The following is a 23,902-nucleotide window of genomic DNA, read 5'->3' on the forward strand; positions in this document are numbered from 1 at the left end:
ACGAATCTTCCAAGAGGGCTGGTCTGGATCAGGCGTTACGCCGCCAATTGCCAGGCGTGGTGCCGACCATAGCTGCAAAGACGCGCGTGAAATGGCTTTGGTCCGCGAAGCCGCAGGCGATGGCCACTTCGGCGAGTGGAGTGTCCAAGTTCCGCAGGAGGTTGCGGGCCCGGTCTATTCGCTCCCGTAGGACCCATTGATAGGGCGTCATGCCAGTCGTCTCGCGAAAGGCACGAATGAAATAGCCGCGCGACAGGTTGCAGACCTGGGCAACCTCTGAAATCGACACGTTGCCGTCGAGGTTTTCGAGAAACAGGCTTTTTGCCAGATCCTCATGCGCACGCGAAAGGCTACCCGTCCTGTCGCTGGCTTTCGCGGGCCGGCCTCCGTAGCGCTGAACGAGGTAGGTGCCGATGGCAGTCGCCATCTGGTCGACGAACAGCGCGTTCGCCTCGTCTGGCTTTTCCAGTGCCGGGATCAGCGCCCGAGCGAGATTGGCAAGTACGATATCTTTTGATGCAGTTTCAGCTGATAGCGACGTCACGCCGGGCATTTCAGCATCATCGGCGATTTTGGCGAGGGACGCCGGCGAAATTTCAAACAACACGAAATCGAAAGGACCGCGGAGATCCGCCTTGTAGGCGTTCGAGAGATCGCGAATATAGATCGAGTTGTCGGCAAATTCGTGGAAAGTCGCATGATGTTCGTGGAAGATGCGCCGCGTGTGGCCACCGAGCGAGGAAACCCCGACCACGAAACCTCGGTCGCTCGCCGGCGTCATGACCTGATCGAGTTTCGTGTTGTCTGTCGCCTTCCGAAAGATATCGATGTCTGAACCAGGTAGGCTTTGGTTGACCGACAACTGCTTCAACGAGCACCCGAACCCGTCAGTCGAGTTTCCAGTGGAAGATGGGTGGCGGAGGGGGAGAACTTGGACCACGACGCACTTCTTTCATTTTTTAAACACGCGAACACCGGACCTGCCAGCCTTGGCAGCTTTCTAAACCATGTCTACCTCATAATAATTTGCAAAATCTGCCCCGCGAGGATCCTTTTATTCAAGATGGACAGTCGAGACCCGTGTAGGAAAATATCAAGCGCGGCATCTCGTCGGTAGGGCTATATAGTCCCCAGTCAGGATGATCGAGACACATATGAGTGAAGCGTTGACGGTCAGTGAGAAAATTGCGGCGTGTTTTGGGATCAATGCCGCAAGGGCGCTGGCGATCAGGCCTCTTTACGAAGAAACGCTTACTGTCGTCCATCTCGAGCACTCCTATGACAACAGCGAACATACAGTCTTACTGCCGGCCGATGATGCTTTTCTGGTCGTGCTCTATCTCGTCGACGTCGATCATTGTGACATCCTGCCGGACGGGGCACGGACGCCTCTGAAGACCTATTCCAGAGGTTCCATGTGTCTCATCAGTCTGAGGAATGGCGCGGCAATTTCGGTTCGTGGCCGCTTCGAAGCGCTCGCATTTCATATCCCAAGCGCGCTGTTCATCGAGCTCGCCGAGGAAGCCGGCGAGCCGCGTATCGATGACCTTACAACCTGCCGCGGGATTGACGATCAGGTGGTCCGCAACATAGGCGGTGCGCTGATGCCGATGTTCGACATGCCGGACGAGGTCAGGGACACACTGCTTCCTCATATAGGATTAGCGCTAAGCGCCCATCTTGCGCATCGTTACGGACGGTCTCCCATCCAGCACCTTTCAGGCACCGGTCAACTGTCTCCGCTTCAGGAAAAGCGTATCAAGGCGTACATCGCCGCGAACCTGTCGGGCGGCACGCCGGTGGATAAGATCGCCGAAGCGTGCGGGTTTTCAGTCGATGCGCTCTGTTCCGGATTTTTGCGCACGACCGGGCAGTCCGTTTCGGAATGGATTGCGTCATATCGAATGAGCAGAGCCCAGTCGCGGCTGAGCAGAACCGGTGAAACGATTGCCCAGATCGCTGAAGAGTGCGGGTTTCCGAATGAAGATGAATTCGTCGCAAGCTTCACGAAGGCCGAGGGAGTGCCTCCCGCCGCGTGGCGCTTGCGCAACCGGCACTGACAAAAAGCCATCGAGCAGCACTGCGCTTGAGCGAAGAATCAGAAAAGGAAACGCACGGTGACCCACTATAGGCCGAGCTTCTGCAGCCGGATCCGGGTGCGGCGAAAATGGCCCCACCCGGACGGTCCGATTAAGCCTGGATAAATGCCAGGAGGTCGGCGTTCAGGACGTCGGCATGCGTTGTCAGCATGCCATGCGGATAACCCTGATAGACCTTCAGGGTGCCGTTTTGCACGAGCTTGACGGATAGCTTGCCGGCGTTGTCGATCGGCACGACCTGGTCGTCGTCGCCGTGCATGACGAGGGTCGGAACAGTGATTGCCTTCAGGTCGTCGGTCTGGTCGGTCTCGGAGAAGGCCTTGATCCCATCGTAATGGGCCTTGGCGCTGCCCATCATGCCCTGTCGCCACCAATTCTGAATGACCCCGGGATAAACCTTGGCGTCGGGACGGTTGAAGCCGTAGAACGGACCGGTGGGGAAATCGACGAACAGCTGTGCGCGGTTCTCGGCTACCCCCTTGCGAATGCCGTCGAAGACCTCCATCGGAAGGCCGCCCGGATTTGTCTCGGTCTTGAGCATCAAGGGCGGAACGGCTGAAACCAGGACGGCCTTGGCGACGCGGCCGGCCGGCTGGCCGTATTTTGCCACATAGCGAGCAACTTCGCCGCCGCCGGTTGAATGGCCGATATGAACGGCGTTCTTCAGGTCAAGCGCTTCAACCACGGCGAATGCGTCGGCAGCGTAGTGATCCATGTCGTGACCGTCGGAAACCTGTGCAGAACGACCGTGGCCTCGGCGGTCATGGGCGACGACGCGGTAACCCTTTGCCAGGAAGAATAGCATCTGTGCATCCCAATCGTCCGACGAGAGCGGCCAGCCATGGTGGAAGACGATCGGCTGGGCATCCTTCGCACCCCAATCCTTGTAGAAGATTTCGACGCCGTCCTTGGTGGTGATGTAGCCCATTCTATTGTCTCCTTCGACTGGGGTGGGGGTGGAAGAAATGTTGGCGGCAAACCCGAAAGATGTGGGAAGTGCCATGGTAGCTGCGGCGGCAGCTCCGGACAGCAAGGCGCTGCGGCGGGTGATGGAGGGGAAGTTCTCGGTCATTTCGCGTACCGTTGTCCTTTCAAGGCAATGATTTGCGGGCAGCGGTGGATGCCGGTCTGCCGCGTTGTTAGGCGGCTCTCGGCCGGTTGATTGTCAGGAAATGCCGCACGACCGGCTTGTCCGTCCCTGAGTGATAGGCGAGGAGGTGGGCTTGCAGGTCGGCATCGGCATTGGAAACCCTCTTGTGCTGGCGAAGATGCTCGGCCCAGGATTCGACCATGAACCATTCGACAATCTTTTGCGGATCGGCGGAGTCCTCCGTCACCCCCCATCCGTAGGCGCCGTCCCGCCGCCGCTCGTGAGACATCTCATCCAGCGCATGCAGGAAGGCTGCGCGATGATGTTTTTCGACAAGGTATTCTATCAGGATCAGAACAGGTCCACGGTCATGGGCCACAGGCTCGGCGACCAAGGGTTCTGGCCAGTGATTGGAGGGCACCATATCCGCGTCGCCGGCCGGCAGCTTCAAGCGATGCATGACGAAGCCCGCAACGATCAGTCCCACCGCGCCAATCAGCAGCGCTCCCGGCACCCCGGCAGCTTCACCAACGGCACCCCAGCCAAGGCTACCTGCCGTCATCGCGCCATTGAAGACGGTGAGATAGACCGCCAGGCCGCGACCGCGGACCCAGTTCGGAAGCACGGCCTGCGCTGCGCCGTTCAGGGTGGTCAGGGCAGTGATCCACGCGCCCCCGAGAAAGAGCAGGACGATGATGGCAACCGATTTTGGCGGTGAGAGCGACAAAGCGGCCATGACGAGTGCCGTGATAACAGCGGCACCGAGAAGCAGGCCATCGGCATTGAAGCGTTCGCGCAGTTTAGGCATGATCAATGCGCCGCCGATCGCGCCAGCGCCGACAGCGCCAAGCAGGATGCCGTAGAAGCCTGCGTCACCACCGAGCAATTGTCGGGCGACGAGCGGCAGGAGTGCCCAGATGGCACTGGCAAAGGCAAAGAAGATCGCCGCGCGCAAAAGGACGACATGCAAGGGTCTGCTGGCGCGGGTATAGCGCAGGCCCGCACGGAACGCGCCGAAGAAGCCTTCAGCCAGCGCATCATTGGTGTTCTTTGCCCGCGGCCACCAGACGAGCGCCGCGATGACGACGAGATAGCTCGCAACGTCCGCGCCATAAGTGATGCCGGCGCCGAAGGCGGCAAGGAGCAGGCCGCCGGCAGCGGGCCCAATCGACCGGGCGATATTGATGCCGAGCGAATTGAGCGCGACGGCGCTCTTGACGTCCTCTCTCTTCACCAGTTCCGGCACGATAGCTTGCCAGGTCGGTCCCATTAACGCGGCGCCGATACCACCAAGGAAGGTCAGGCCGATCAGCGCACTGACTGAAAGCATGCCGGTATTTGCCAGGATCATGAGGCTTACGCTGACCGACGCGAGCAGGATTTGCACGGCAATCAGGAACCTGCGGCGATCGAGAATATCGGTGAGCACACCCGCAGGTATTGCCAGAAGGAAGATCGGCAGGGTTCCGGCCGCCTGCACCAGCGCGACGGCGGCCGGCGAGGCCGACAGGTCGGTCATCAGCCAGGAACTGGCGACATCACGCATGAAGCTGCCGGTATTTCCGAGGACGGTTGCAGCCCAAAGAACTGCAAAGACTGGCTGCGCAAGGGGAGCAAAGCTGCCCCCGGAGGATTTGAGAGTGCTCATTTGCAAGCTCCCTTGGTCAGATCGTTTGCGGCGACAATGATGAAGGCGCCAGCCAGCCCCAGATGTTCGAAGAAGGCGTTGGTTGCCATGATGCGATCCATTCCCAGGGGCATTTCCCAGAACCGGAGGGCGATAAGGGTGGCAAAGAGCGTGAAGCCGGCGAGCGCCAGCGCTGCCAGCCAACGCAGGAAACCGGACAGGATCATCGCGGAGGCCGTGAGTTCGAACACGATCACGGCGACCGCGAAGAAGGCAGCCGGATGAAGGCCGAAATGCTCCATCTCGCCGATTGCACTCTGGAAGTCGAAGAGCTTGGTCAGCGGCCCCTGGATATAGGCCGCGCACAGGGCAAGCAGCGCAAAGGTTCGGGTGACGGGTGCGGCAACGATCCCGGCAATACGCGGGCGCCAGCTTTTGGTGGAGAGAATGTCGTTCGTCATGTCGGTTCCTGCAATGTTGGCCGCTCCGGCCATGCGGCGGCGTTGTTTCCATCTGATGGAACGATATTGGCCGCAAAGATTAGCGCCAACAATTGCATCAAAAATTGAGATTCTCTTGCGATATTCGCAACAGTCTGCGGGGCAGCGACCTGATGCTGCCCCATGGAAGACATTGGAAAAATCACACAGCCCAACAGGCACAACCAAGCGCGCCGAAGAAGCCCTTGAGATCGGCGATCGGCAGTTTCGATGTCCAGGCACCGGCGTGGTCGTGACCGTGGACGTTGCAGGAAGTGGCGCAACCGCATGTCGAGATCGCAGTCCGGCGCAAGGAATTCATGCCGGCGCCTTGCGGTTCGCCCCATGCCGCATAGCCGCCGAATGTGCGAACGGGTGACCAGTCCGGCATGGCGGGCGGGACATCGTTCTCGTCCAGCCCCGAGAATTCGCCCGCAGCGTAGACGATCTTGCCGCCGACCATGGTCAACTGTGAGGTGAGGTACGAGATCTCGTCTTCCGCGCAGGAGAAGAAGTCCTTGTCCGGGACGACGACGTCGGCGAACTGGCCGTTTTCGATCCGCCCCTTCTTGCCTTCCTCGTTGGAGAACCAGGTGACCTTCTCCGTCCACATGCGCAGTGCCGTCTCGCGATCGAGGCAGTTGGCGCGCGGGTAAAGTTGCATCCCGCCAACCGTCTTTCCGGTCACCATCCAGGCAAGGGAAACCCATGGATTATAGGAGGCGACACGGGTCGCATCGGTCCCTGCCGAGACGTTGACACCCTTCTCGAGCATGCGCCTGATCGGTGGCGTGGCCTCTGCGACGCCATGGCCGTAGCGCTCCACGAAATATTCGCCCTGATAGGCCATGCGGTGCTGGGTGGCGATGCCGCCGCCGAGCGCCGCGATGCGGTCGATCGAACGATCCGAGATCGTCTCGGCATGGTCGAAGAACCAGTTGAGACCTTCGAGCGGAATGTCCTTGTTGACCTTCTCGAAAACGTCGAGCGAACGGGAGATGGTCTCGTCGTAGGTGGCGTGAAGCCGCCAAGGCCAGCGGTTTTCGGCCAACACCCGAACGACGTCCTCCAGTTCGCCCTCCATTTCCGGCGCCATTTCGGGCCGTGGCTGGCGGAAGTCCTCGAAGTCAGCCGCGGAGAAGACCAGCATTTCGCCAGCGCCGTTGTGGCGGAAGTAGTCATTGCCCTGCTTGTATTTGACCGACTGCGTCCAGTTGAGGAAATCCTGCTTCTCTTCCTTCGGCTTCTGCGTGAACAGGTTGTAGGCCAGACGCACCGTCAGTTGATCCTCACCCGAAAGCTTCTGGATCACCGCATAATCGTCCGGATAGTTCTGGAAACCGCCGCCGGCGTCGATCACGCCGGTAATGCCCAGCCGGTTGAGTTCGCGCATGAAATGGCGGGTGGAGTTGACCTGGTATTCGAACGGAAGCTTCGGCCCCTTCGACAAGGTCGAATAGAGAATGCCAGCATTCGGCTTGGCGAGCAGAAGGCCGGTCGGATTGCCGTTGGCATCGCGGGTGATCTCGCCGCCAGGAGGGTTCGGTGTATCTCTGCCATAGCCGACGGCGCGGAGCGCTGCGCCGTTCAGCAGCGCGCGGTCATAGAGATGGAGCAGGAAGACCGGGGTATCGGGCGCGATGGCGTTGATCTCGTCGATCGTCGGCAGGCGCTTCTCCGCAAACTGGTGTTCGGTAAAACCACCGACCACGCGAACCCATTGCGGAGCCGGCGTGATCGCCACCTGTCGCTTCAGCATGTCCATCGCATCGGCAAGCGACCGGACACCATCCCAGCGGAGTTCCATGTTGAAGTTGAGGCCGCCGCGCACGACGTGGGTGTGGTTGTCGATCAGACCGGGCAGCATGCGCTTGCCTTTCAGGTCGATGATCTTCGTATCCGGTCCGGCGAGCGTCATCACCTCGCTGTCGGTTCCCACCTCCAGAAACACGCCGTCCTTGACGGCGACGGCGGTGGCGTTCGGATTTGCGCGATCAAGCGTCGTGATCAGTCCGTTGTGAAGAACGATATCGGCGTGCATGGAAGCAGCTCCCGTCTTGATGGGATCGGCGGCGTTCGCCGGTGAAAAAAGATTTGAAAAGGCAAAGCTCGACGCTGCGCCCAGGAATGTGCGGCGCGTGGTCATCAGCTTTTCCCCGACGTCGGATCTTCACGAGGCAGGGTCAGGTTTGTGCCGCCCTTCGGAAGGTGCCCGAACATGTGCGGCTTGACCTGGTGAAGCCAGGAGACGGCGGCGGGCTCGCGTGCCCAGATGCTTTTTGCCAAGGGCACCAGCTGCTCACCGACGAGGATGCCGAGCAGGCCGATGAGGGCGACAACGGGCGGGGCGGGCGAACGGACATTGAGCAGGCTGTATATTACGCCCACCAACAGGCCGGCACCGAGGGACAGCAGATAGATTTTCATCGCGGATCACCTTCGCTTGGAGAGAAGCAGTTCACCCCGGCTGGCGACCGCCTGCCGGGGTGATGACGGTTTTACTTCGCAGGGTTCGGGCCGATCCGCTTGCCATGGCGGACCCGCTCGGCGCCGCCGTGAACGTGAGTGACCGCATAGTCGATACCCATGCCGTAGGCGCCGGAATGCTCCTTCACCAGCGACGTGACCGCGTCATAGGTTTCCTTGCGTGCCCAGTCGCGCTGCCATTCAAGCAGGACCTGCTGCCAGGTGACCGGAACGACACCCGCCTGCACCATGCGGTCCATTGCATATTTGTGCGCGTCGAGCGACGTGCCGCCGGACGCATCGGCGACCATGTAGATCTCATAGTCTGTGTCGTTCATGCAGGAGAGCGCAAAGGTCGTGTTGCAAACCTCCGTCCAGAGGCCGGCGACGACGATCTTCTTGCGGCCATCGGCGGCATTCTTGGCAAGCGCGTCGCGGACGTTCTGGTCGTCCCAGGAATTCATCGAGGTGCGCTCAAGGATATCATTGTCCGGGACGACGGCGAGCAGTTCCGGGAAAGTGTTGCCCGAGAAGCTGTCGGTCTCGACGGTGGTGATGGTGGTCGGGATGTTGAAGATCCTGGCAGCCTTGGCCAGACCGACGACGTTGTTCTTCAAGACCTGGCGGTCGATCGATTGGACGCCGAAGGCCATCTGCGGCTGCTGGTCGATGAAGATGATCTGACTGTTCTGCGGGGTTAGGACCTGAAGCTTGCTGGACATCTCGTGTCTTCCTTTGACTGGGTTGAAGCTAGGTAATGGGGCAGGAAAGGCGGCACGTCTTGAAAGTTATGCCGCCTTATTGTTGGAAAGCGACGTCAGGCGGCGAGCGGTGTCAGCCCGGCCTCGATCTGGTCACGATAAGGCTCGTAGCGAGCCGGCAGTTTCAAAGCCTCGCCGAGGTGTGCCGTGTCTTCGTCGCGGTCGAAACCGGGTTCGTTGGTGGCGATTTCGAACAGGACGCCGCCGGGTGTCCGGAAGTAGATCGCCCAGAAGTAATCGCGGTCGATGACAGGCGTCACCTGGTATCCTGTATCCATCAGGGCCTTGCGGACTTCGAGCTGCTTTGCGCGGTTCTCGACGGCGAAAGCGATGTGATGCACGGAACCTGCGCCCTGCCTTGCGAAAGGCGTTTTCGGAAGGACTTCGAGGTCGATCGTGTCGGCACCATTGCCGCCGGGGATGATGAAGCGGGTGACGTCACCATCCGTTTCAGTGCGCTGGTAGCCCATGAAACCGAGCAGTTCGGACGTGGCAGCGGCGTCATGCAGGCGGAATCTGGCACCGGTGAAGCCGCGGATGCCGACGCTTTCGTCGATGCCGGCGCCAGTCCAGGCCTTTCGGCCATCGGTTTCGGTTTCGACAAGGGCAAACCCTTCGCCGTCCGGCCCTTTGAACAGGAGGCGGGGAGCGCCAAAGGCAGTGTCGGTCTGCAGGCTGCCGGTTCCCTTTGCCGATAAGCGATCCTGCCAGAAGGACAACGAGCCCTTGGGCACCGCGAACTGTGTGTCACTGACTTCGCCGACGCCGGGACGGCCGCGCATCACGTCGGGAAACGGGAAGTAGGTCATGACGGAGCCGGGGGTACCGGCCTCATCACCGTAATAGAGGTGGTAGACGTTGGGATCGTCGAAATTTACGGTCTTCTTGACGCGGCGCAGGCCAAGCGTGCCCGTGAAGAACGCGTTGTTCTGACGGGCATCCGATGCCATCGACGTGATGTGATGCAGTCCCTTGATATCCTTGATCATGATCCTCGCCCTTCCGCGGCTGTGTTGGTTTGTCTGGTGTGATTGAAAATCTACGTCGGTTGATCAGGCGTGGAAATTGCAATAATAATTGTCAGTGAATTGCCATTGGTGAAATAATCGATGAACGACTACAAGCTGCTCCGAACCTTCCTGCTGGCTGCCGAGAAGCGGAGCTTCGCGCAGGTCGCGCGCGAGCTCGATATGACGCCCGCAGCCGTCACCCGGGCGATTGCGGCCCTGGAAGAAGATCTGGGCGTGCAACTCTTCGTGCGCACCACGCGCCAAGTGTCGCTGACGACCGATGGCGCGATCTTCGCCGCCCAGATACAGCCGGCGGTGCAGGCGCTCGACAACGCGCGCAAGGACGTGATGAATTCCCACAAGGCGGATCATGGCCGCCTGCGCATCAGCGCGCCGACCTGGTTCGGCCAGCAGGTCCTGCCGCCCATTCTCTCGGCATTCAGGGAGCGCTATCCCAAGATCAGCTTCGAAATCTCGCTCGCCGATGGACTCGTCGACATCATCGACGACGATTATGATCTGGCGATCCGCATTTCCGCGGCACCTTCGGACAAGTTCACGATCTGGCGCAAGATCAGCGTCGTGCGCCGTATCCTCGTCGCAGCGCCCGGCAGCCGGTTTTGCGACATGAAGCACCCGAACGAGCTCATTCCCGACGATTGCCTGGCCTATAGCGGCGAAAGCAAACGGGAGACCTGGTCACTGTCGGACGGCAGTGGCAGCGCCACGATTTCTGCAGGCCGTGCATTCAGCGCCAATAGCGGAGAGGTGCTGGCGAGCATGGCGGCCGACGGCGTCGGGGTCGCCATGCTGCCCAAGTTCCATGTCGCCGAGCATCTGCGGACCGGACGGCTCGTCCACGTCCTGCGGGACTGGTCGCCGCCAGACTTATGGCTGACCCTGTACTACCCCCCTTACCAGGCGCTGCCGCCGCGCATCGCCTCCTTCTCGAAGTTCTTCGAGCAACAGATCCCGGCGTTCCTCTCGGCGATCGAATGAACTTTGCCGATAAAGCAGGTGCGGTTGCTCTAACGAGGTCTTTCGAAAAGGAATTTGCACAATCTTAGGCGGCAACAAGGAACCTCCGGTCCATCTCGGTGGCCGGTCGCTCGATCCCGTTCAAGGCGACAATTTGGAACGTCGGCGACATCCTTCTCCCACATTCAATGATCTGCCCGGCTTCCACATCAAAATACGCCCAAGAGCGGGACGACGGAAGGTCTGTGGTTGACACGAACTCGGCCCAGGACATAGTCTTTGCGACATTCACCAGGGGGGTCCCGGCAAGGGGCTGAGATACTGCTGGACAATTTGGCTTTGCCTGTTGTGGCGCAGTGACCCGTTGAACCTGATCCAGTTCATACTGGCGTAGGGACGGTGCAAGCGCTCGAAGGCTTCGGATTCCCGCGTGGATTCCATGCCGGCGTCTTTCCATCATTCCGGCTGATTGACTGGGTCTCCAATTGCAACTTGGAGCCTCAAACCATGACCATTGCCGCAAAGAACGTCACACCCACCGTCACCACCGGCCCGCTACCGGCGTCGCGGAAAATCTACATCCCCGGAGATATGCACTCCGACATCCGCGTGCCGATGCGCGAGATCAGCGTCCATCCGACATCGGGCGAGCCGCCTGTCGTCGTCTATGATTGCTCCGGCCCTTACACTGTCGAGGGCGCTGATATCCGCATCGAGCAGGGCCTGTCACAGTTCCGTCGCGGCTGGGTGCTCGCCCGCGGAGATGTCGAGGCCTATGAAGGCCGCCATGTGCGTCCCGAAGACAACGGCTTTGTCAGCGGCGAACGGCTGACACCGGAATTTCCGGCCAAGCGCCAGCCGCTGCGGGCGAGGGGAGACAATGCCGTGACCCAACTCGCCTATGCACGCGCCGGCATCATCACCCCGGAAATGGAATTCATCGCTATCCGCGAAAATCTCGGCCGCAAGGCACAGGTGGAGGCCATGAGCCGCGATGGCGAAAGCTTCGGCGCCCATATTCCCGATCATGTGACCCCGGAATTCGTCCGCCAGGAGGTCGCCGCCGGCCGGGCGATCATTCCCGCCAACATCAATCACCCGGAAAGCGAGCCGATGATCATCGGCCGGAACTTCCTGGTGAAGATCAATGCCAATATCGGCAATTCCGCCGTCACCTCCTCCATGGCGGAGGAAGTGGAGAAGATGGTCTGGGCGATCCGCTGGGGTGCCGACACGGTCATGGACCTGTCGACCGGCCGCAACATCCACAATATCCGCGAATGGATCATCCGCAATTCGCCGGTACCGATCGGCACCGTGCCGCTCTACCAGGCACTCGAAAAGGTGAACGGCATTGCCGAGGACCTCACCTGGGAGGTCTATCGCGATACGCTGATCGAACAGGCCGAGCAGGGCGTCGATTACTTCACCATCCATGCGGGCGTGCGGCTTGCCTATATCCCGCTGACCGTCAATCGCGTCACCGGCATCGTTTCTCGCGGCGGCTCGATCATGGCCAAGTGGTGTCTGCACCACCACCGGGAGAGTTTTCTCTACGAGCATTTCGAGGAGATCTGCGACATCTGCCGCGCTTACGACGTTTCCTTCTCGCTCGGTGATGGCCTGCGGCCAGGCTCGATTGCCGATGCCAACGATGCGGCGCAGTTCGCAGAACTGGAAACGCTCGGCGCGTTAACGAAAATCGCCTGGGCGAAGGATTGCCAGGTGATGATCGAAGGTCCCGGTCATGTGCCGATGCACAAGATCAAGGAAAACATGGACAAGCAACTCGCGGTCTGCGGCGAGGCGCCTTTTTATACGCTCGGGCCGCTGACCACCGATATCGCGCCGGGCTATGACCACATCACGTCCGGCATCGGGGCTGCGATGATCGGCTGGTTCGGCACCGCCATGCTCTGCTACGTGACGCCCAAGGAACATCTCGGCCTGCCGGACCGCAACGACGTCAAGGTGGGCGTCATCACCTATAAGATCGCGGCACATGCCGCCGATCTGGCCAAGGGTCATCCGGCGGCGCGGGTGCGCGACGATGCGTTGTCGCGCGCCCGTTTCGAGTTCCGATGGGAGGACCAGTTCAACCTCTCGCTCGATCCGGAAACCGCCCGCTCCTTCCACGACGAAACGCTGCCGAAGGAGGCGCATAAGGTGGCGCATTTCTGCTCCATGTGCGGTCCGAAATTCTGCTCGATGCGGATTTCGCACGATATCCGCGCCGAAGCGCAGAAGGAAGGGCTGGAAGCGATGGCGGCGAAATATCGGGAGGGTGGCGACCTGTACATGCCGATCGAAAACCTTCCGGGTAACGCATAATGCCTACGTTTCTCGTCAAAGGGGCTGGTGTTGCCGGCCTCGCGGCAGCCCATGAGCTCGTCAGGCGGGGCTTTTCGGTCGAGGTGATCGAGAAGGCCGGCGCGGCGGGACTTGGCGCCTCGCACTTTGCTGGAGGAATGCTCGCGCCCTATTGCGAACGGGAAGCGGCCGAAGAGATTGTCCTGACATTGGGCCTGGGCGCGGCCGGATGGTGGGAGGAGGTCGTGCCCGGCGAGGTTCGTCGCCGCGGTACTCTGGTCGTGGCGCAGCCGCGCGACCTCCCCGATCTCGTCCGGTTTGCCGCGCGCACCACCGGTCATGTCTGGATCGATCGCAAGGGTGTGGCCGACCTCGAGCCTGCACTAGCCGGCCGCTTCGAAAAGGCTCTTTTCTTCGAGCAGGAAGCGCATCTCGATCCACGCCGCGCACTGGCCAGACTAGCCGGCAGGCTCCGCGAGCGTGGCGTCGTCTTCCATTTCGGCGGATGCCAGCCGCAGGACCGGCGGTTTGCCGGCGTGCTCGATTGCACCGGGCCAGCGGCGATACCGCGACTTTCCGGCCTGCGCGGCGTGCGAGGCGAAATGCTCTATCTGGAAACTGCGGATATTACCCTTTCCAGGCCGGTTAGGATGCTGCATCCCCGCCATCCTATCTACATCGTGCCCCGCGACGATCACCGTTTCATGGTCGGGGCGACGATGATCGAGGCTGACGATGACGGACCGATTACCGCGCGTTCGCTCATGGAATTCCTGAACGCGGCCTATGCGCTGCATCCGGCGTTTGGCGAGGCACGCGTTGTCGAGACCGGGACTGGCATACGGCCGGCGTTTGCCGACAACATTCCGCAAGTCATCGAGACGGAGGAGGGGCTCGCGATCGCCGGCATGCATCGGCATGGCTTCCTGCTGGCGCCCGCCATGGCGGTGCGGGCCACCGATATTCTCCTCGAGCGGCATTCACTTCTGAAAGGCTAACCTCATGAAACTGATAATCAATGGCGAAACCCAGGTCTGCGAGGCCGTAACCCTGGCCGAACTCCTTCATGTTCTGGAATACGAGGGCGACTGGCTGGCAACCGCCGTCAACGGAGATCTCGTGCATCGCGAGGACCGAGCCGATCACCGGCTCGACGATGGTGACCGTATCGAAATCCTGTCCCCGATGCAGGGAGGTTGATCCATGCTTTCTCTTTATGATGCTGCACTGTCTTCGCGGCTTCTGCTCGGCACCGCGCGTTATCCGTCGCCGGCCGTCCTTGCCGAGGCGGTCAGCCGGTCCGGCGCGGAGATTGTCACCGTCTCGCTTCGCCGCGAAACGGCCGGCGGAAAGACCGGTGGAGCCTTCTTCGAACTCATCCGCCAGCTCGCGGTCCGCGTCCTGCCAAATACCGCGGGATGTCACAGCGCGTCCGAAGCGATCCTGACCGCCAAGATGGCGCGCGAGATATTCGGTACCGACTGGATCAAGCTCGAGGTGATCGGCCACCACGACAGTCTCCAGCCGGATGTATTCGAACTGGTCGAAGCCGCACGCATTCTTTGTGCGGAAGGGTTTTGCGTATTTCCCTATACGACGGACGATCTGGTGGTGGGTGAAAAGCTGGTCTCCGTCGGATGCCGGGTCTTGATGCCCTGGTGCGCGCCGATCGGTTCTGCGGCCGGTCCGCGCAACCCTTCCGCGCTCACCGCCATGCGGAGCGCCTTTCCGGACATACCGCTGATCGTGGATGCGGGGATCGGGAGACCGTCGCATGCGGCAACAGTGATGGAATTCGGCTACGACGCGGTGCTGCTCAACACGGCGGTCGCCGTCGCAGGCGATCCGCCTGCCATGGCTGAGGCGTTTGGCAAGGCGATCGAGGCCGGAAGGCTCGCTTATCTTTCCGGCATGCTGGAGCCACGCGACATGGCGGTACCGTCCACCCCGGTTGTCGGAAAGGGCGTTTTCGCATGAGACTTGATCCCTTCTATCTCATTGTCGACAGTTCCAAATGGATCGAACGTCTCGTGCCGCTGGGCGTCAAACTGGTGCAACTGCGGGTGAAGGATCGCCCGGACGAAATCCTGCGCCAGGAAATCCGGCGTTCGAAGGCCGTTTGCGCAGCGGCGAAGTGCCAGCTGGTTGTCAACGACTACTGGAAACTGGCGATCGAGGAGGGATGCGATTTCATCCATCTTGGCCAGGAGGATCTTGGGGAAGCCGACCTTGATGCCATTCGCAGCGCCGGCCTGAAATTCGGCCTTTCCACACATAACGCGTCAGAGCTCGAAACGGCTTTGGCTGCGAAACCTGACTATGTGGCGCTCGGTCCGGTCTATCCCACCATTCTCAAGCAGATGAAATGGGCGCCGCAAGGCCTGGAACGGATCACAGACTGGAAGAGGCGTGTCGCGCCGTTGCCGCTGGTGGCGATCGGCGGGTTGAATGTCGACAGGCTACAGGGCGTATTCGACGCGCGCGCCGACACCGCGGCCGTTGTCACCGACATTACCTTGAACGTCGATCCAGAAGCGCGGACGCGCGAATGGATCGAACGCACGGCACCGTGGCGTTAGGGAGGTGCCGCCACGCGATGCGAGCTTTTGGAAGGATATACAAGTAGATAGCATCCCTAGTGCTAATGTATCTCTTCACTGGCGGGTAGTAAAATGCTCTACAGTGAGCGCCGTTTAAAGGCAAACCACCTGACCCTGCATGGGCTCCTTTGCCGCCGCGGGGATGCGGGCCTTCTTCCTCTGCCGAGTTGCTGACTAGCGTCGCGGGCCTCGCAGATCCAAGAGCCGCCGAGCAGTCACATCTGACAGACCGCTCACAATCGACGAAAGTCGTTACCGCACCCGGAGGCAGTACACGATGGCAGCGCAAAGATATAGCCGTCGCAAGAACCTCAATATTTACTGGACGGTGTTCGATAAAGTCGTCGGACAGCCGGCCGTCGTCAATGGGTTTGTCATGGACATGCTGACCGCCGAGGAGGCGGATAACTTGGTAGATCTGCTAAATCGCGGCAACCAAGCGAGCCTCTGGTGTTACGCTGAATGGTTCTAGAGGCAACCGGCTGCCGCACATTGCGGTGCAACTCGCGCTGGAACGCGGCTACTTCGTCGGAGCATCAATACGGAACGGCGATGGTTTACAAGGTGGGAATATCGTTGTGAAGTTCCAGTCGGACCATCGAATCCTTCGACGTCGAATGCCGGCGAAGTTGTTTGTCGCAACCGCAAAGGAAAATCTATGTGGCGGTGGGTTCTGCTGTGCAGACTATTCCACACCAAAATTCCTGCGCCATGATCGTGCCGCTGGATAATCCCTCGTCGGATCGATTCGCGTTAGAACTTTGCGAAGCCTTCCATCTCGTTCGGTCGTTTGGGCGGGGTCGATATGCTGGACCTCAATTCCCGCCAAGAATATTGAGGGCGTCTTGCAATCTAAGCGCAGCCAGCGCCCTCGTTGCCTCGTCGACGGGCCATCCGGCCCCCATTGCCGCCGACAGCAGGGTGACCTCGGTGTGAAGCTCCAGTCTCTCATAGAGGGGCTCAAGCGCCTCTCTGGCGGTGACAAGATGCTCGTCTGGAGGCGTGATAGGAGTCGGAGATACCGTTGGCATTCTGCGTCCCTTCCTAACGGTTTTGGAACCTGATTGGCCATGGTTCCAAGTGAATGGCTGCCGACGCCGATGCGAACATGACCAATTTGGAGGGGCCAGCACTCAGGAGTAAAAGGTAAAACGAAGAGTGTAGGTCCGCCATCATACTTGTGTATGCGCAAATTATACGGAGGCAGCACACAGGCGGGCTGCTAGGGAGCTATGCCCGGCTCAGCCACTCATTTCGAGCATGAAGGGTGCCCACGTTGCTCCGTGCTCTCCTAGCGGCGCAAACGGCTTCCAAGGTAACGCAGTCCGGGACGACGTTCTATCTGGTTGATGTCATCGACGTGGGAAGAGGAGCGCGCCGAAGGCATCTCATCGCGAGGAGCGGGTGGTGGTCTGATTTCTGGTAGCCGGCCCCGATGAACGGCTAAACCCCCGTATAAGTCGTCTCCTCCTCTTCGCTACTCGATCCTTCCTCGAGATCAATAGCAGGTCGAGCGGCGTCCTGTTACGGTCAGGGTACTTCTCCCGCGCGGCAATGTCATCGAGCTCACGAAGGCGTTCAACACGCCTCCTGATGCCTACATCAATGACAGACTTGAGGCCATTCACCAACGATAGGTGCCGGCGAGCCGATGGGTCGGACCGTTTGCCTAAGGATTGAGACCATGACACATGAACTCCACCGCATCCAAATCGAACTGGTCCCATTGACGCTGTTTCCCAGCGCATATGGGGAAGCTGGGCCTTGCGCTCCGGGCTCTCCGCTCCACACACCGCCCGATATTTCATCATGGCCGCCTACGGACTTGGAGGCCCATTTGATGATGTTCTCCGTCATGCCATTCGAAACGATCAAGTCTCCCTGGGGACAAGCGCTGCACGCCCAGAGATCTGCCTTTACCCTATATGTTACTGGAACCCAGTTCGGTCTTCTGTGCTACTCCGTCGGGCTTGTCCGTCTGTTAGACGGCTTCGGGATCTCTGCCCTTCAGTGATTTCCGCGACATGCCGTAAGCCGGGTTTGGGTCCAGAATTGAGGATCATCGAGCTTGGTGCCTAGCACCTTTTAGCTCGTGCAGGCATCTCCGTCGCCTCGTCCAGTTTCCTGGCGCACGATTTCGCGGCACGATCGATGCGCTTGTTGCTTTCGCCACTGCCGCCCCGTTGGCCCGATGGCTGCGACGTGAACGTGAATTCAGCTTCGGCCGTACCTCATCGTCTCGTGACGGAGAAGCGGGCCAGGTCGACGGCCTTCAGCCTGAGACCTGCCCAGGCTGCGAGAGCTTCAGCCAGTTGTTGGTCCAATCAGTTTCCCAACATTGCCATTTGGTCGGCATGCATTGCGCCAGCGGTTTCGTCTCGTTCGAGAGGCAGGGTGAACAGAAACACTGCCCCACGTGGTTCACCAGCGGTGGCCCACATTCGACCGCCGTGAGCCTCGATAATCGAACGGCAGATCGCCAGGCCCATGCCCATGCCGCTCGATTTGGTCGTGTAGAAAGCCTCAAAGAGACGATCCACTGTCTGCGGGTCAAGGCCCGGACCCTTGTCGCGTATCCTGACGACAACGGTTCCTGAGGCATCTGCCCCGGTGCTGATGAGCAGTTCGCGCTCTTCCTCGTTGATGCTGCTCATCGCCTCGATTGCGTTCATGATCAGGTTTAGGATCACCTGTTGTAGCTGGACGCGGTCTCCTTCCACCAACGGGAGGCCCGCCGCGAATTCTGTCTGCAGCGTGACGCCGTGGCGGAGCACTTCACTGCCGGTCAAGGCAATCACGTGACGAATGGCTTCATTGAGGTCGAACCGCTCCTTGCGAGCCGGCTCCTTCTTGATCAAAGCACGGATCCGGCCGATGACATCGCTGGCTCGATTGGCGTTCTCGACGATCCGGCCCAGCGCCTGTGTCGTCTCCTCCAAATTGGGCGGATGGGTTCCGAGCCAGCGCAACGCCGCCTGGGCGTTGGTGAGCGATGCGGCGAGCGGCTGATTGACTTCATGGGCGATGGACGCTGTGAGCTGGCCCATTGTGGCGACGCGATTTGCATGAGCCAGTTGCCCTTGTACCTCGCGCAAGGCTTCCTCGCTCTCCCGTAACGCCTCTTCGGCCTGCCGCCGCTCCGTCAGATCGAGGACGAAAGAGACACCTTCGTTCCTGCTTTCTTCTAGAAGTGCACCGCCGATCAGCACGGGCAGGCGGGTGCCATCTTTCCGAAAATACTCCTTTTCGAACGGCTGGACGGCCCCCATCATCTTCAGCTCTGCGACGGTCCGTGCGTCGCGGTCGCGCCATTCGACCGGCGTCAGGTCCGTCCAGGATAGCCGACCCGAGGCAAGGTCCTCTCGGTCGTAGCCCAACATGCGGAGAAACGCGTCATTGGCTTCAAAAATGCGACCTTCGATATCCCAGATGATAATGCCGATGATGTTGGCCTTGACAAGGCGACGGAACCTGGCTTCGCGTTCAGCGAGATCGCGGTACAACCGGGTATTCTCCAGTGAGATTGCTGCCTGCGAGGCGAGCAACTTCAGCACCGCGATCCGAGCTGGCGCGAAGACCCGAGGGGCGAGGTTATTTTCAAGATAGAGTACCCCGGTCAGTTGGCCCTGATTGAGCAACGGCGCACAGACGATAGAACGAGCACGGTGCCGACAAATATATGGGTCCGCGGCAAATGGATTCTGAGCTGCTGCGTCGTCGAGGACCACGGTTTCGTTCGTGCGCAAGATATAACGAAGGAGCGATTGTGGCAGCGTAAACTCTGTGACGATCGCGTCGAGCATCTGCACCGCGACCGCTTCACCGCAAGTCGTGGCCTCCGCCGCGATCCGTGACTCACCGCCGCGCGGCAGGATCAGCAGGCCGCGCTCGGCGCCCGCCTGCTCAACGGCGGTGCGCAAGATCGTGTCGATCAGCTTTTGAAGGACGATTTCGCCTGACACGGCTTGCGAGATTTTGATGACGGTTGCGAGGTCGAGTTGCTCGACCGGGGCACCAATAGTGCTTGTTGGAGCGGGACTGCGTTCGTCCCCTCTCAGGTCCGGATAGAGCTGGTCGAGTTGCCGCACCTTACCGTCGGCACCCCAGCGTAAATAGCAGCCTCGCGCGTTGCGGAGATAGAGACGAGTGAAGTCTTCGAAGCCTCCCAGCGCATAAAAGCGGGCGGCGAGTTCATATGCGAGGGCTTCATGATGAAGGAAGCCGTTGGCGCGCGCTGCGCGGATCGCTTGTTCGTATAGGCGCACGGCGTCGATTTCGCGGCCTTCAAGGCGCGCTATCTCGGCGCCGACAAGTGCGGCGCGATTCTCGAAGTTCTCCGGGCAATTCTTCGCATAGATCTGAAGCTGTCGGTGGTGGAAAACCAGAGCCTCCGTATGCCGCGCCCGCTGGTCTGCCACAGCATCGTCGCAGCACGCGGCGCGGGCCAGGGCACCGTAGAAATGATGCTCCGGCGTCTCTTCGAAATGCGCTACGGACGACCATGGCAGCCTCTGCGCCCGCAACGACGCATCGACGGCCGCCTCATAGTCGCCGGCGAAGAACCGGGCCTGGAGTTTTCTGACGAAGTAGCAGATTTCCGCAAGATTCGGATTTTCCGAAAACCGGCGTTCGATCTCGAATTCGTCAAATCCGTCGTCGTCAAAGGAACCGAATTTCCGGGTCAACCCGCGCAGCGTCCGGACGAGCCCGAGCTGCGCGCTGGTGAGATCTACGACGAACTGGAACTGCACCTTTTGCGCAAATGCGAGGCCGGTCTCCGCTTGGTGTTGCACTTCCATAAGCGGATCTCCTGCTGCCAGCAGATTCGAATTCAAACTGGCATAGCTGTATCCGGCAAACGTCAGGTCACCGCTCTGATCGGCAATTTCAAGGGCTCGCCGCAACATGTCGCGGCCGATTCGGACATGTCTCGTCCACGGAATGACGTGAGCCCCGAAGTCTTTGTAAGTCCTGGCCTGAAAGCGTTTCAGGTCGCGCTTTTCGACCAGTTGGCAGCCTAGCTGACCGAAGCGGAAACCGGCCTCATAGTCACCGAAGCGCGGCCCAGCAATATAGCCAAGCGACACGTAATGGTAGCAGGAGCCGTCGCTGTTGCCGCGCTCGAGGCTCAGATTCACAGCCAGGCAGATTGCCATACATGCTAGGTTCGCGTCGGTATGCCATACCGCCCCCACGAGCCGGGCGAGAATATCCAACGTCGCGGAGGATGCTGGGTCGCTCATCAATGGCAGATCAATGAGATCCTTGATCGCGCGGCTCCCGAGCTGCAACCAGATCCGGTCGTATTCTCGTTGCACCTCCGCGTCGGCCGGATGCGGCGACCAGTCGACGCCGAGATACCGCCTCAGATATTCGAGACCGACGTCTGCGGAGCGGCTGGTTTGCCCGAGCGCAGCATAGAGATCAATGCGCAGGCAGGCGACAGCAGCCTGGTCGTCGGCGCCGACAGCACAACTGGAAAGCTGGGCTAACCGGCCCTCCGCATCCGGCAGAGCGCCAAGCAGGAACTCGCATTCGGCCCGGTTCAGTTCAAGCGCAAACGCCAGTTGGTGCTGGCGCTGCCACCGGTCTTTCGAAAGCATCATCGTGCCAGCAACGAAATAGCTCAGAGCGGAAGCGTATGCCGTCGAGGCCTTGGCGCGCTTGCCGGCCATCAGATTAAACTCTGACAGTTGCTCGCGCTCCTTAGCCGAGTTGATCAGTGCGGCTCCGCGATTAAGCTGGCTGACAATCTCGAAGACATGATCGTCAATCCGCTCCGGCGTAGTATTCGCCGCAAGTCGTCTGCCTATGCGAAGGTGTAACTCGCCGCGTCGATCCTCCGGGATCAGCGAATAGGCGGCTTCCTGAACGCGATCGTGGACGAACCGGTACGTGCCTGCCAGACGCTCGAGCAGTTCATGAGCGACGGCAGGCCACAAGGCCCCGGCGACTTGCTCCTCCGGGATCCCGAGCACGAGTGAAAGCACCCTGATATCTGCGGTGTTTCCAAGACAGGCGATCTGCTGCAACGCCTCCCGCGTTTCGGGCGGCTGACGCGCGAGCTTGCCGACCATGAGATGCACGACGTTGTCGGTGTATCCCATGGAGTGAATGCGGCTGAGATCCCAGGACCAGCATGCCGCGCGATAGTCGAAAGCGAGCACTCCCTCTTCGGCGAGCGAAAACAGGAACTGACGGACGAAGAACGGATTGCCGCCGGTCTTGTCGTGCATCATTCGGGTGAGCGGGGCCGCACGATCAGGCTGACAGTGGAGCGTATCCGCGATCAACTGCTGGAGATAGTCCTCAGTGAGCGGCGCAAGCGTGATCTCCGCGACCTTGCCGCCCGCGGTCTTGATCACGTCAAGCGTCCGCATCAGCGGATGGGCGGCAGTGACTTCGTTGTCGCGATAGGCACCGATCAGCATGAGGTGTTGCAGATCCGACCGGGTCAGCAGATCCTTAAGCAGATCGAGCGTCGCTCCGTCAAGCCATTGGAGATCGTCGAGGAACAGCGCCAGCGGATGTTCGGGCCGGGCAAAGACACTGATGAACCGCCGGAATACCAGTTGGAATCGTCGTTGCGCGTCCTGTGGTGGAAGTTCCGGGACCGGCGGCTGGTCGCCGATGACGAGCTTCAATTCGGGGACGAAATCGACCATCAGCTTTGCGTTCGGTCCCAGCGTCTCGCTCAGCGCCTCGCGCCACGGTGCCAAATCCGCCTCGCTCTTGGCGAGGAGCCCTTTCAGCAGACCCTGAAAGGCCTGCGCCAGGGTCGCGTAGGGGATGTCCCGTTTGTACTGGTCGAACTTGCCGGACGCAAACAGCCCGCGCGGCGGCACCAGTACCTTGTGGAGTTCGTTGACCACAGCCGACTTTCCGATGCCGGAATAGCCAGAGACCAGCACTAACTCCGGCGCCCCGCCCAGCACCACACGGTCGAAGGCAGCGAGCAAGGTTTCGACCTCATGCTCCCGCCCGTATAGCCTTTCGGGGATCAGCAGCCGGTCTGCGATATCGCGCTCGCCGAGCGGGAACGCCTCAATCCGCGATTCCATTTCCCATTGGCTGAGACAGCGCCTCAGATCGTGCTCGACGCCGCCTGCCGTCTGGTATCGTTCCTCGGCCGTCTTGGCGAGCAGCTTCATGACGATGGCCGAGACTGCCGGTGAAACGTCCGCCGTCCGCTCCTTGGGCGACATCGGCTGTCGTGCAATGTGGCAATGCACCCATTCCATCGGGTCGGAAGCGGCAAAGGGCAGGCTCCCGGTCAGCATTTCGTAAAGTGTCACGCCGAGCGCATAAAGGTCGCTGCGGGAGTCGATCGAGCGGTTCATGCGCCCGGTCTGCTCGGGGGCCATATAGGCAAGCGTTCCCGCAACCACTTCGGGCGGCTCGAGCGCTTGCCGCTCGCGGGATAGGCGTGAGGCAATGCCGAAGCCGGTTAGCCGCACCTCGGCGCACGTGCCCGCTACCAGGATATTGGCCGGTTTGATGTCCTTATGGACCAGGCCGCGCTGGTGGACTCTGCCGAGCGCAGCGGCGATGCTGATCGCTAGGCGCAAGAAAAGTCCGGTTTCCATTGCCGCTCCGAGCCGGCGGGCGAGCGGCTCGCTGCCCGGATCTTCAAGCACCAGCATGGTCCGGCCGCCCTCGCGCACCAACTCAAGCGGTCGCACCGCCCACGCGCTATCGAGCTCATCCTTCAATCCGTATTCATGGTCGAGGCGGCCGAGGCTTGAAGGCGTCGGATACTCGAGGGCCGAAATCACGACCAGAACCGGGTTCCACGTGCCGTCGGCACCCAGGCGCCGTTGCCTGTGGAACACGCGATCACCGTCCTCCCAAAGAACCTCCAAACTCCCATCTCCACCAACGCGTTTCGGAGATCCGTCCGGTCAAATTGGCCAAAGCGAGCACATATGACGAACCGCAACCACTTCCTCACTTCTTACCACATCTCGCCTGCCCGTCCCAACAACGAGGCCATCACCCGCCCGGTCGATACGTGGTCCACCTCTAGGAAAGACCGCCCAGCGGCTGCTGGGCGGTCGGGCGGGTCGTGGACCCGTAGAGCTTCGGATGGAGGGAGCGCCGAAGCTTGGTGGTAGCAACGGGGGGATTCGCTACCTGTCTCGCGAGGCAACGACTAGTCTAGCGATGGAAGGGACGACGCGACATTATACTGTGGTTTCGCTTTGCGATACCTTGGAATACCGGCACGGACACCCCTCAGCAGAACTTCTGCTCAGCGACTCATGTCGGCGAAGTCATCCTGGCCCGCAATGACTGGGGCGATGGTCTGCTCCTCTAACCCCGCGCATGGGTGCCGTCAGTTCGATTCGGTGTCGGTTTCCGTGTTGGAGTCGAAAGTGTCTTGCAGGGACTGAGGCCAAAAAGAAGCCTCCCGCGGGTGGGAGGCCAAGGCGGGCCGATCGGTAGCGATCCGGCCTGGGAGGAGGGGGAAATGAACGCGCAC

The 23,902-nt window shown here is 60.5% G+C and carries 18 protein-coding genes and 1 riboswitch; of the genes, 8 read left to right on the plus strand and 10 right to left on the minus strand.

Annotation, left to right across the window (positions count from 1 at the left end; all coding sequences use genetic code 11):
• Positions 1 to 28: 28 nt before the first annotated feature.
• The gene (locus tag FHX10_RS07350) at positions 29 to 862 is read right to left on the minus strand and encodes a helix-turn-helix domain-containing protein (RefSeq protein WP_183905549.1); all 834 of its coding nucleotides are present in this window, start codon (positions 860 to 862) and stop codon (positions 29 to 31) included.
• Positions 863 to 1,154: 292 nt separating this feature from the next.
• On the opposite strand from FHX10_RS07350, the gene FHX10_RS07355 reads away from it, so the two are divergent.
• Entirely contained in the window at positions 1,155 to 2,060 is a 906-nt protein-coding gene (locus FHX10_RS07355; RefSeq protein ID WP_244604755.1) for a helix-turn-helix transcriptional regulator, read from the plus strand.
• Between the two features lie 130 nt (positions 2,061 to 2,190).
• Here FHX10_RS07355 and FHX10_RS07360 read toward each other — a convergent pair whose 3' ends face one another.
• The 7 genes from FHX10_RS07360 to FHX10_RS07390 all read right to left on the minus strand — a co-directional run bounded on the left by FHX10_RS07360 (position 2,191) and on the right by FHX10_RS07390 (position 9,511).
• Positions 2,191 to 3,027 carry an alpha/beta fold hydrolase gene (locus FHX10_RS07360; RefSeq protein WP_373289066.1) on the minus strand — a complete coding sequence of 279 codons (837 nt, stop codon included), beginning with the start codon at positions 3,025 to 3,027 and terminating at the stop codon, positions 2,191 to 2,193.
• A gap of 211 nt (positions 3,028 to 3,238) precedes the next feature.
• A complete protein-coding gene (locus tag FHX10_RS07365) occupies positions 3,239 to 4,837 on the minus strand; it encodes an MFS transporter (protein WP_097631633.1) in 1,599 nt (532 codons plus the stop codon).
• Positions 4,834 to 5,277, minus strand: a complete 444-nt coding sequence (locus FHX10_RS07370) for a DoxX family protein (RefSeq protein WP_097631640.1) — start codon at positions 5,275 to 5,277, stop codon at positions 4,834 to 4,836. Before FHX10_RS07370 ends, FHX10_RS07365 begins: the two co-directional genes overlap by 4 nt.
• A gap of 181 nt (positions 5,278 to 5,458) precedes the next feature.
• The gene (locus tag FHX10_RS07375; protein WP_127430007.1) at positions 5,459 to 7,441 is read right to left on the minus strand and encodes an amidohydrolase; all 1,983 of its coding nucleotides are present in this window, start codon (positions 7,439 to 7,441) and stop codon (positions 5,459 to 5,461) included.
• Positions 7,441 to 7,722, minus strand: coding sequence for a XapX domain-containing protein (locus tag FHX10_RS07380; protein ID WP_097544210.1), 282 nt, complete (start codon positions 7,720 to 7,722; stop codon positions 7,441 to 7,443). The genes FHX10_RS07375 and FHX10_RS07380 overlap by 1 nt, the downstream gene beginning before the upstream one ends.
• Before the next feature lie 71 nt (positions 7,723 to 7,793).
• On the minus strand, positions 7,794 to 8,483 hold the full coding sequence (locus tag FHX10_RS07385; RefSeq protein ID WP_097544211.1) for a hydrolase: 690 nt from the start codon (positions 8,481 to 8,483) through the stop codon (positions 7,794 to 7,796).
• Between the two features lie 95 nt (positions 8,484 to 8,578).
• The gene (locus FHX10_RS07390) at positions 8,579 to 9,511 is read right to left on the minus strand and encodes a ring-cleaving dioxygenase (protein ID WP_097544212.1); all 933 of its coding nucleotides are present in this window, start codon (positions 9,509 to 9,511) and stop codon (positions 8,579 to 8,581) included.
• Positions 9,512 to 9,631: 120 nt separating this feature from the next.
• Here FHX10_RS07390 and FHX10_RS07395 point away from each other — a divergent pair, with 120 nt between their 5' ends.
• From FHX10_RS07395 to FHX10_RS07425, 7 genes are all read left to right on the plus strand, one after another.
• Positions 9,632 to 10,531 carry a LysR family transcriptional regulator gene (locus FHX10_RS07395; protein ID WP_097544213.1) on the plus strand — a complete coding sequence of 300 codons (900 nt, stop codon included), beginning with the start codon at positions 9,632 to 9,634 and terminating at the stop codon, positions 10,529 to 10,531.
• A 262-nt stretch (positions 10,532 to 10,793) separates the two neighbouring features.
• A riboswitch (TPP riboswitch) is annotated at positions 10,794 to 10,925 on the plus strand.
• Positions 10,926 to 11,017: 92 nt separating this feature from the next.
• Complete coding sequence (thiC, locus tag FHX10_RS07400; RefSeq protein ID WP_097544244.1) at positions 11,018 to 12,841, plus strand: phosphomethylpyrimidine synthase ThiC; 1,824 nt, start codon at positions 11,018 to 11,020, stop codon at positions 12,839 to 12,841.
• Positions 12,841 to 13,818 carry a glycine oxidase ThiO gene (gene thiO, locus FHX10_RS07405; RefSeq protein ID WP_127430010.1) on the plus strand — a complete coding sequence of 326 codons (978 nt, stop codon included), beginning with the start codon at positions 12,841 to 12,843 and terminating at the stop codon, positions 13,816 to 13,818. The genes thiC and thiO overlap by 1 nt, the downstream gene beginning before the upstream one ends.
• Positions 13,819 to 13,822: 4 nt before the next feature.
• Positions 13,823 to 14,020, plus strand: a complete 198-nt coding sequence (gene thiS / locus FHX10_RS07410; protein ID WP_018245349.1) for a sulfur carrier protein ThiS — start codon at positions 13,823 to 13,825, stop codon at positions 14,018 to 14,020.
• 3 nt (positions 14,021 to 14,023) lie between these two features.
• Entirely contained in the window at positions 14,024 to 14,797 is a 774-nt protein-coding gene (locus tag FHX10_RS07415) for a thiazole synthase (protein ID WP_097544216.1), read from the plus strand.
• On the plus strand, positions 14,794 to 15,399 hold the full coding sequence (locus tag FHX10_RS07420; protein ID WP_127430011.1) for a thiamine phosphate synthase: 606 nt from the start codon (positions 14,794 to 14,796) through the stop codon (positions 15,397 to 15,399). Before FHX10_RS07415 ends, FHX10_RS07420 begins: the two co-directional genes overlap by 4 nt.
• Before the next feature lie 298 nt (positions 15,400 to 15,697).
• Positions 15,698 to 15,892 carry a hypothetical protein gene (locus FHX10_RS07425; RefSeq protein ID WP_097544218.1) on the plus strand — a complete coding sequence of 65 codons (195 nt, stop codon included), beginning with the start codon at positions 15,698 to 15,700 and terminating at the stop codon, positions 15,890 to 15,892.
• A gap of 343 nt (positions 15,893 to 16,235) precedes the next feature.
• Here the strand turns inward: FHX10_RS07425 and FHX10_RS34950 are convergent, their stop codons facing one another.
• Together FHX10_RS34950 and FHX10_RS07430 are read right to left on the minus strand one after the other, a co-directional pair.
• A complete protein-coding gene (locus FHX10_RS34950; RefSeq protein WP_097544219.1) occupies positions 16,236 to 16,451 on the minus strand; it encodes a hypothetical protein in 216 nt (71 codons plus the stop codon).
• A 1,293-nt stretch (positions 16,452 to 17,744) separates the two neighbouring features.
• Positions 17,745 to 23,282 carry a trifunctional serine/threonine-protein kinase/ATP-binding protein/sensor histidine kinase gene (locus tag FHX10_RS07430; RefSeq protein ID WP_097623387.1) on the minus strand — a complete coding sequence of 1,846 codons (5,538 nt, stop codon included), beginning with the start codon at positions 23,280 to 23,282 and terminating at the stop codon, positions 17,745 to 17,747.
• Positions 23,283 to 23,902: the final 620 nt, after the last annotated feature.

The sequence above is a fragment of the Rhizobium sp. BK591 genome, from assembly GCF_014195045.1.
Lineage (GTDB): Bacteria > Pseudomonadota > Alphaproteobacteria > Rhizobiales > Rhizobiaceae > Rhizobium > Rhizobium anhuiense.

Bases quoted from the DNA above. Each gene is read 5' to 3' on its own strand.
- FHX10_RS07355 (WP_244604755.1), top strand. From the start codon at position 1,155: ATGAGTGAAGCGTTGACGGTCAGTGAGAAAATTGCGGCGTGTTTTGGG.
- FHX10_RS07360 (WP_373289066.1), bottom strand. From the start codon at position 3,027: ATGGGCTACATCACCACCAAGGACGGCGTCGAAATCTTCTACAAGGAT.
- FHX10_RS07365 (WP_097631633.1), bottom strand. From the start codon at position 4,837: ATGAGCACTCTCAAATCCTCCGGGGGCAGCTTTGCTCCCCTTGCGCAG.
- FHX10_RS07370 (WP_097631640.1), bottom strand. From the start codon at position 5,277: ATGACGAACGACATTCTCTCCACCAAAAGCTGGCGCCCGCGTATTGCC.
- FHX10_RS07375 (WP_127430007.1), bottom strand. From the start codon at position 7,441: ATGACCACGCGCCGCACATTCCTGGGCGCAGCGTCGAGCTTTGCCTTT.
- FHX10_RS07380 (WP_097544210.1), bottom strand. From the start codon at position 7,722: ATGAAAATCTATCTGCTGTCCCTCGGTGCCGGCCTGTTGGTGGGCGTA.
- FHX10_RS07385 (WP_097544211.1), bottom strand. From the start codon at position 8,483: ATGTCCAGCAAGCTTCAGGTCCTAACCCCGCAGAACAGTCAGATCATC.
- FHX10_RS07390 (WP_097544212.1), bottom strand. From the start codon at position 9,511: ATGATCAAGGATATCAAGGGACTGCATCACATCACGTCGATGGCATCG.
- FHX10_RS07395 (WP_097544213.1), top strand. From the start codon at position 9,632: ATGAACGACTACAAGCTGCTCCGAACCTTCCTGCTGGCTGCCGAGAAG.
- thiC (WP_097544244.1), top strand. From the start codon at position 11,018: ATGACCATTGCCGCAAAGAACGTCACACCCACCGTCACCACCGGCCCG.
- thiO (WP_127430010.1), top strand. From the start codon at position 12,841: ATGCCTACGTTTCTCGTCAAAGGGGCTGGTGTTGCCGGCCTCGCGGCA.
- thiS (WP_018245349.1), top strand. From the start codon at position 13,823: ATGAAACTGATAATCAATGGCGAAACCCAGGTCTGCGAGGCCGTAACC.
- FHX10_RS07415 (WP_097544216.1), top strand. From the start codon at position 14,024: ATGCTTTCTCTTTATGATGCTGCACTGTCTTCGCGGCTTCTGCTCGGC.
- FHX10_RS07420 (WP_127430011.1), top strand. From the start codon at position 14,794: ATGAGACTTGATCCCTTCTATCTCATTGTCGACAGTTCCAAATGGATC.
- FHX10_RS07425 (WP_097544218.1), top strand. From the start codon at position 15,698: ATGGCAGCGCAAAGATATAGCCGTCGCAAGAACCTCAATATTTACTGG.
- FHX10_RS34950 (WP_097544219.1), bottom strand. From the start codon at position 16,451: ATGCCAACGGTATCTCCGACTCCTATCACGCCTCCAGACGAGCATCTT.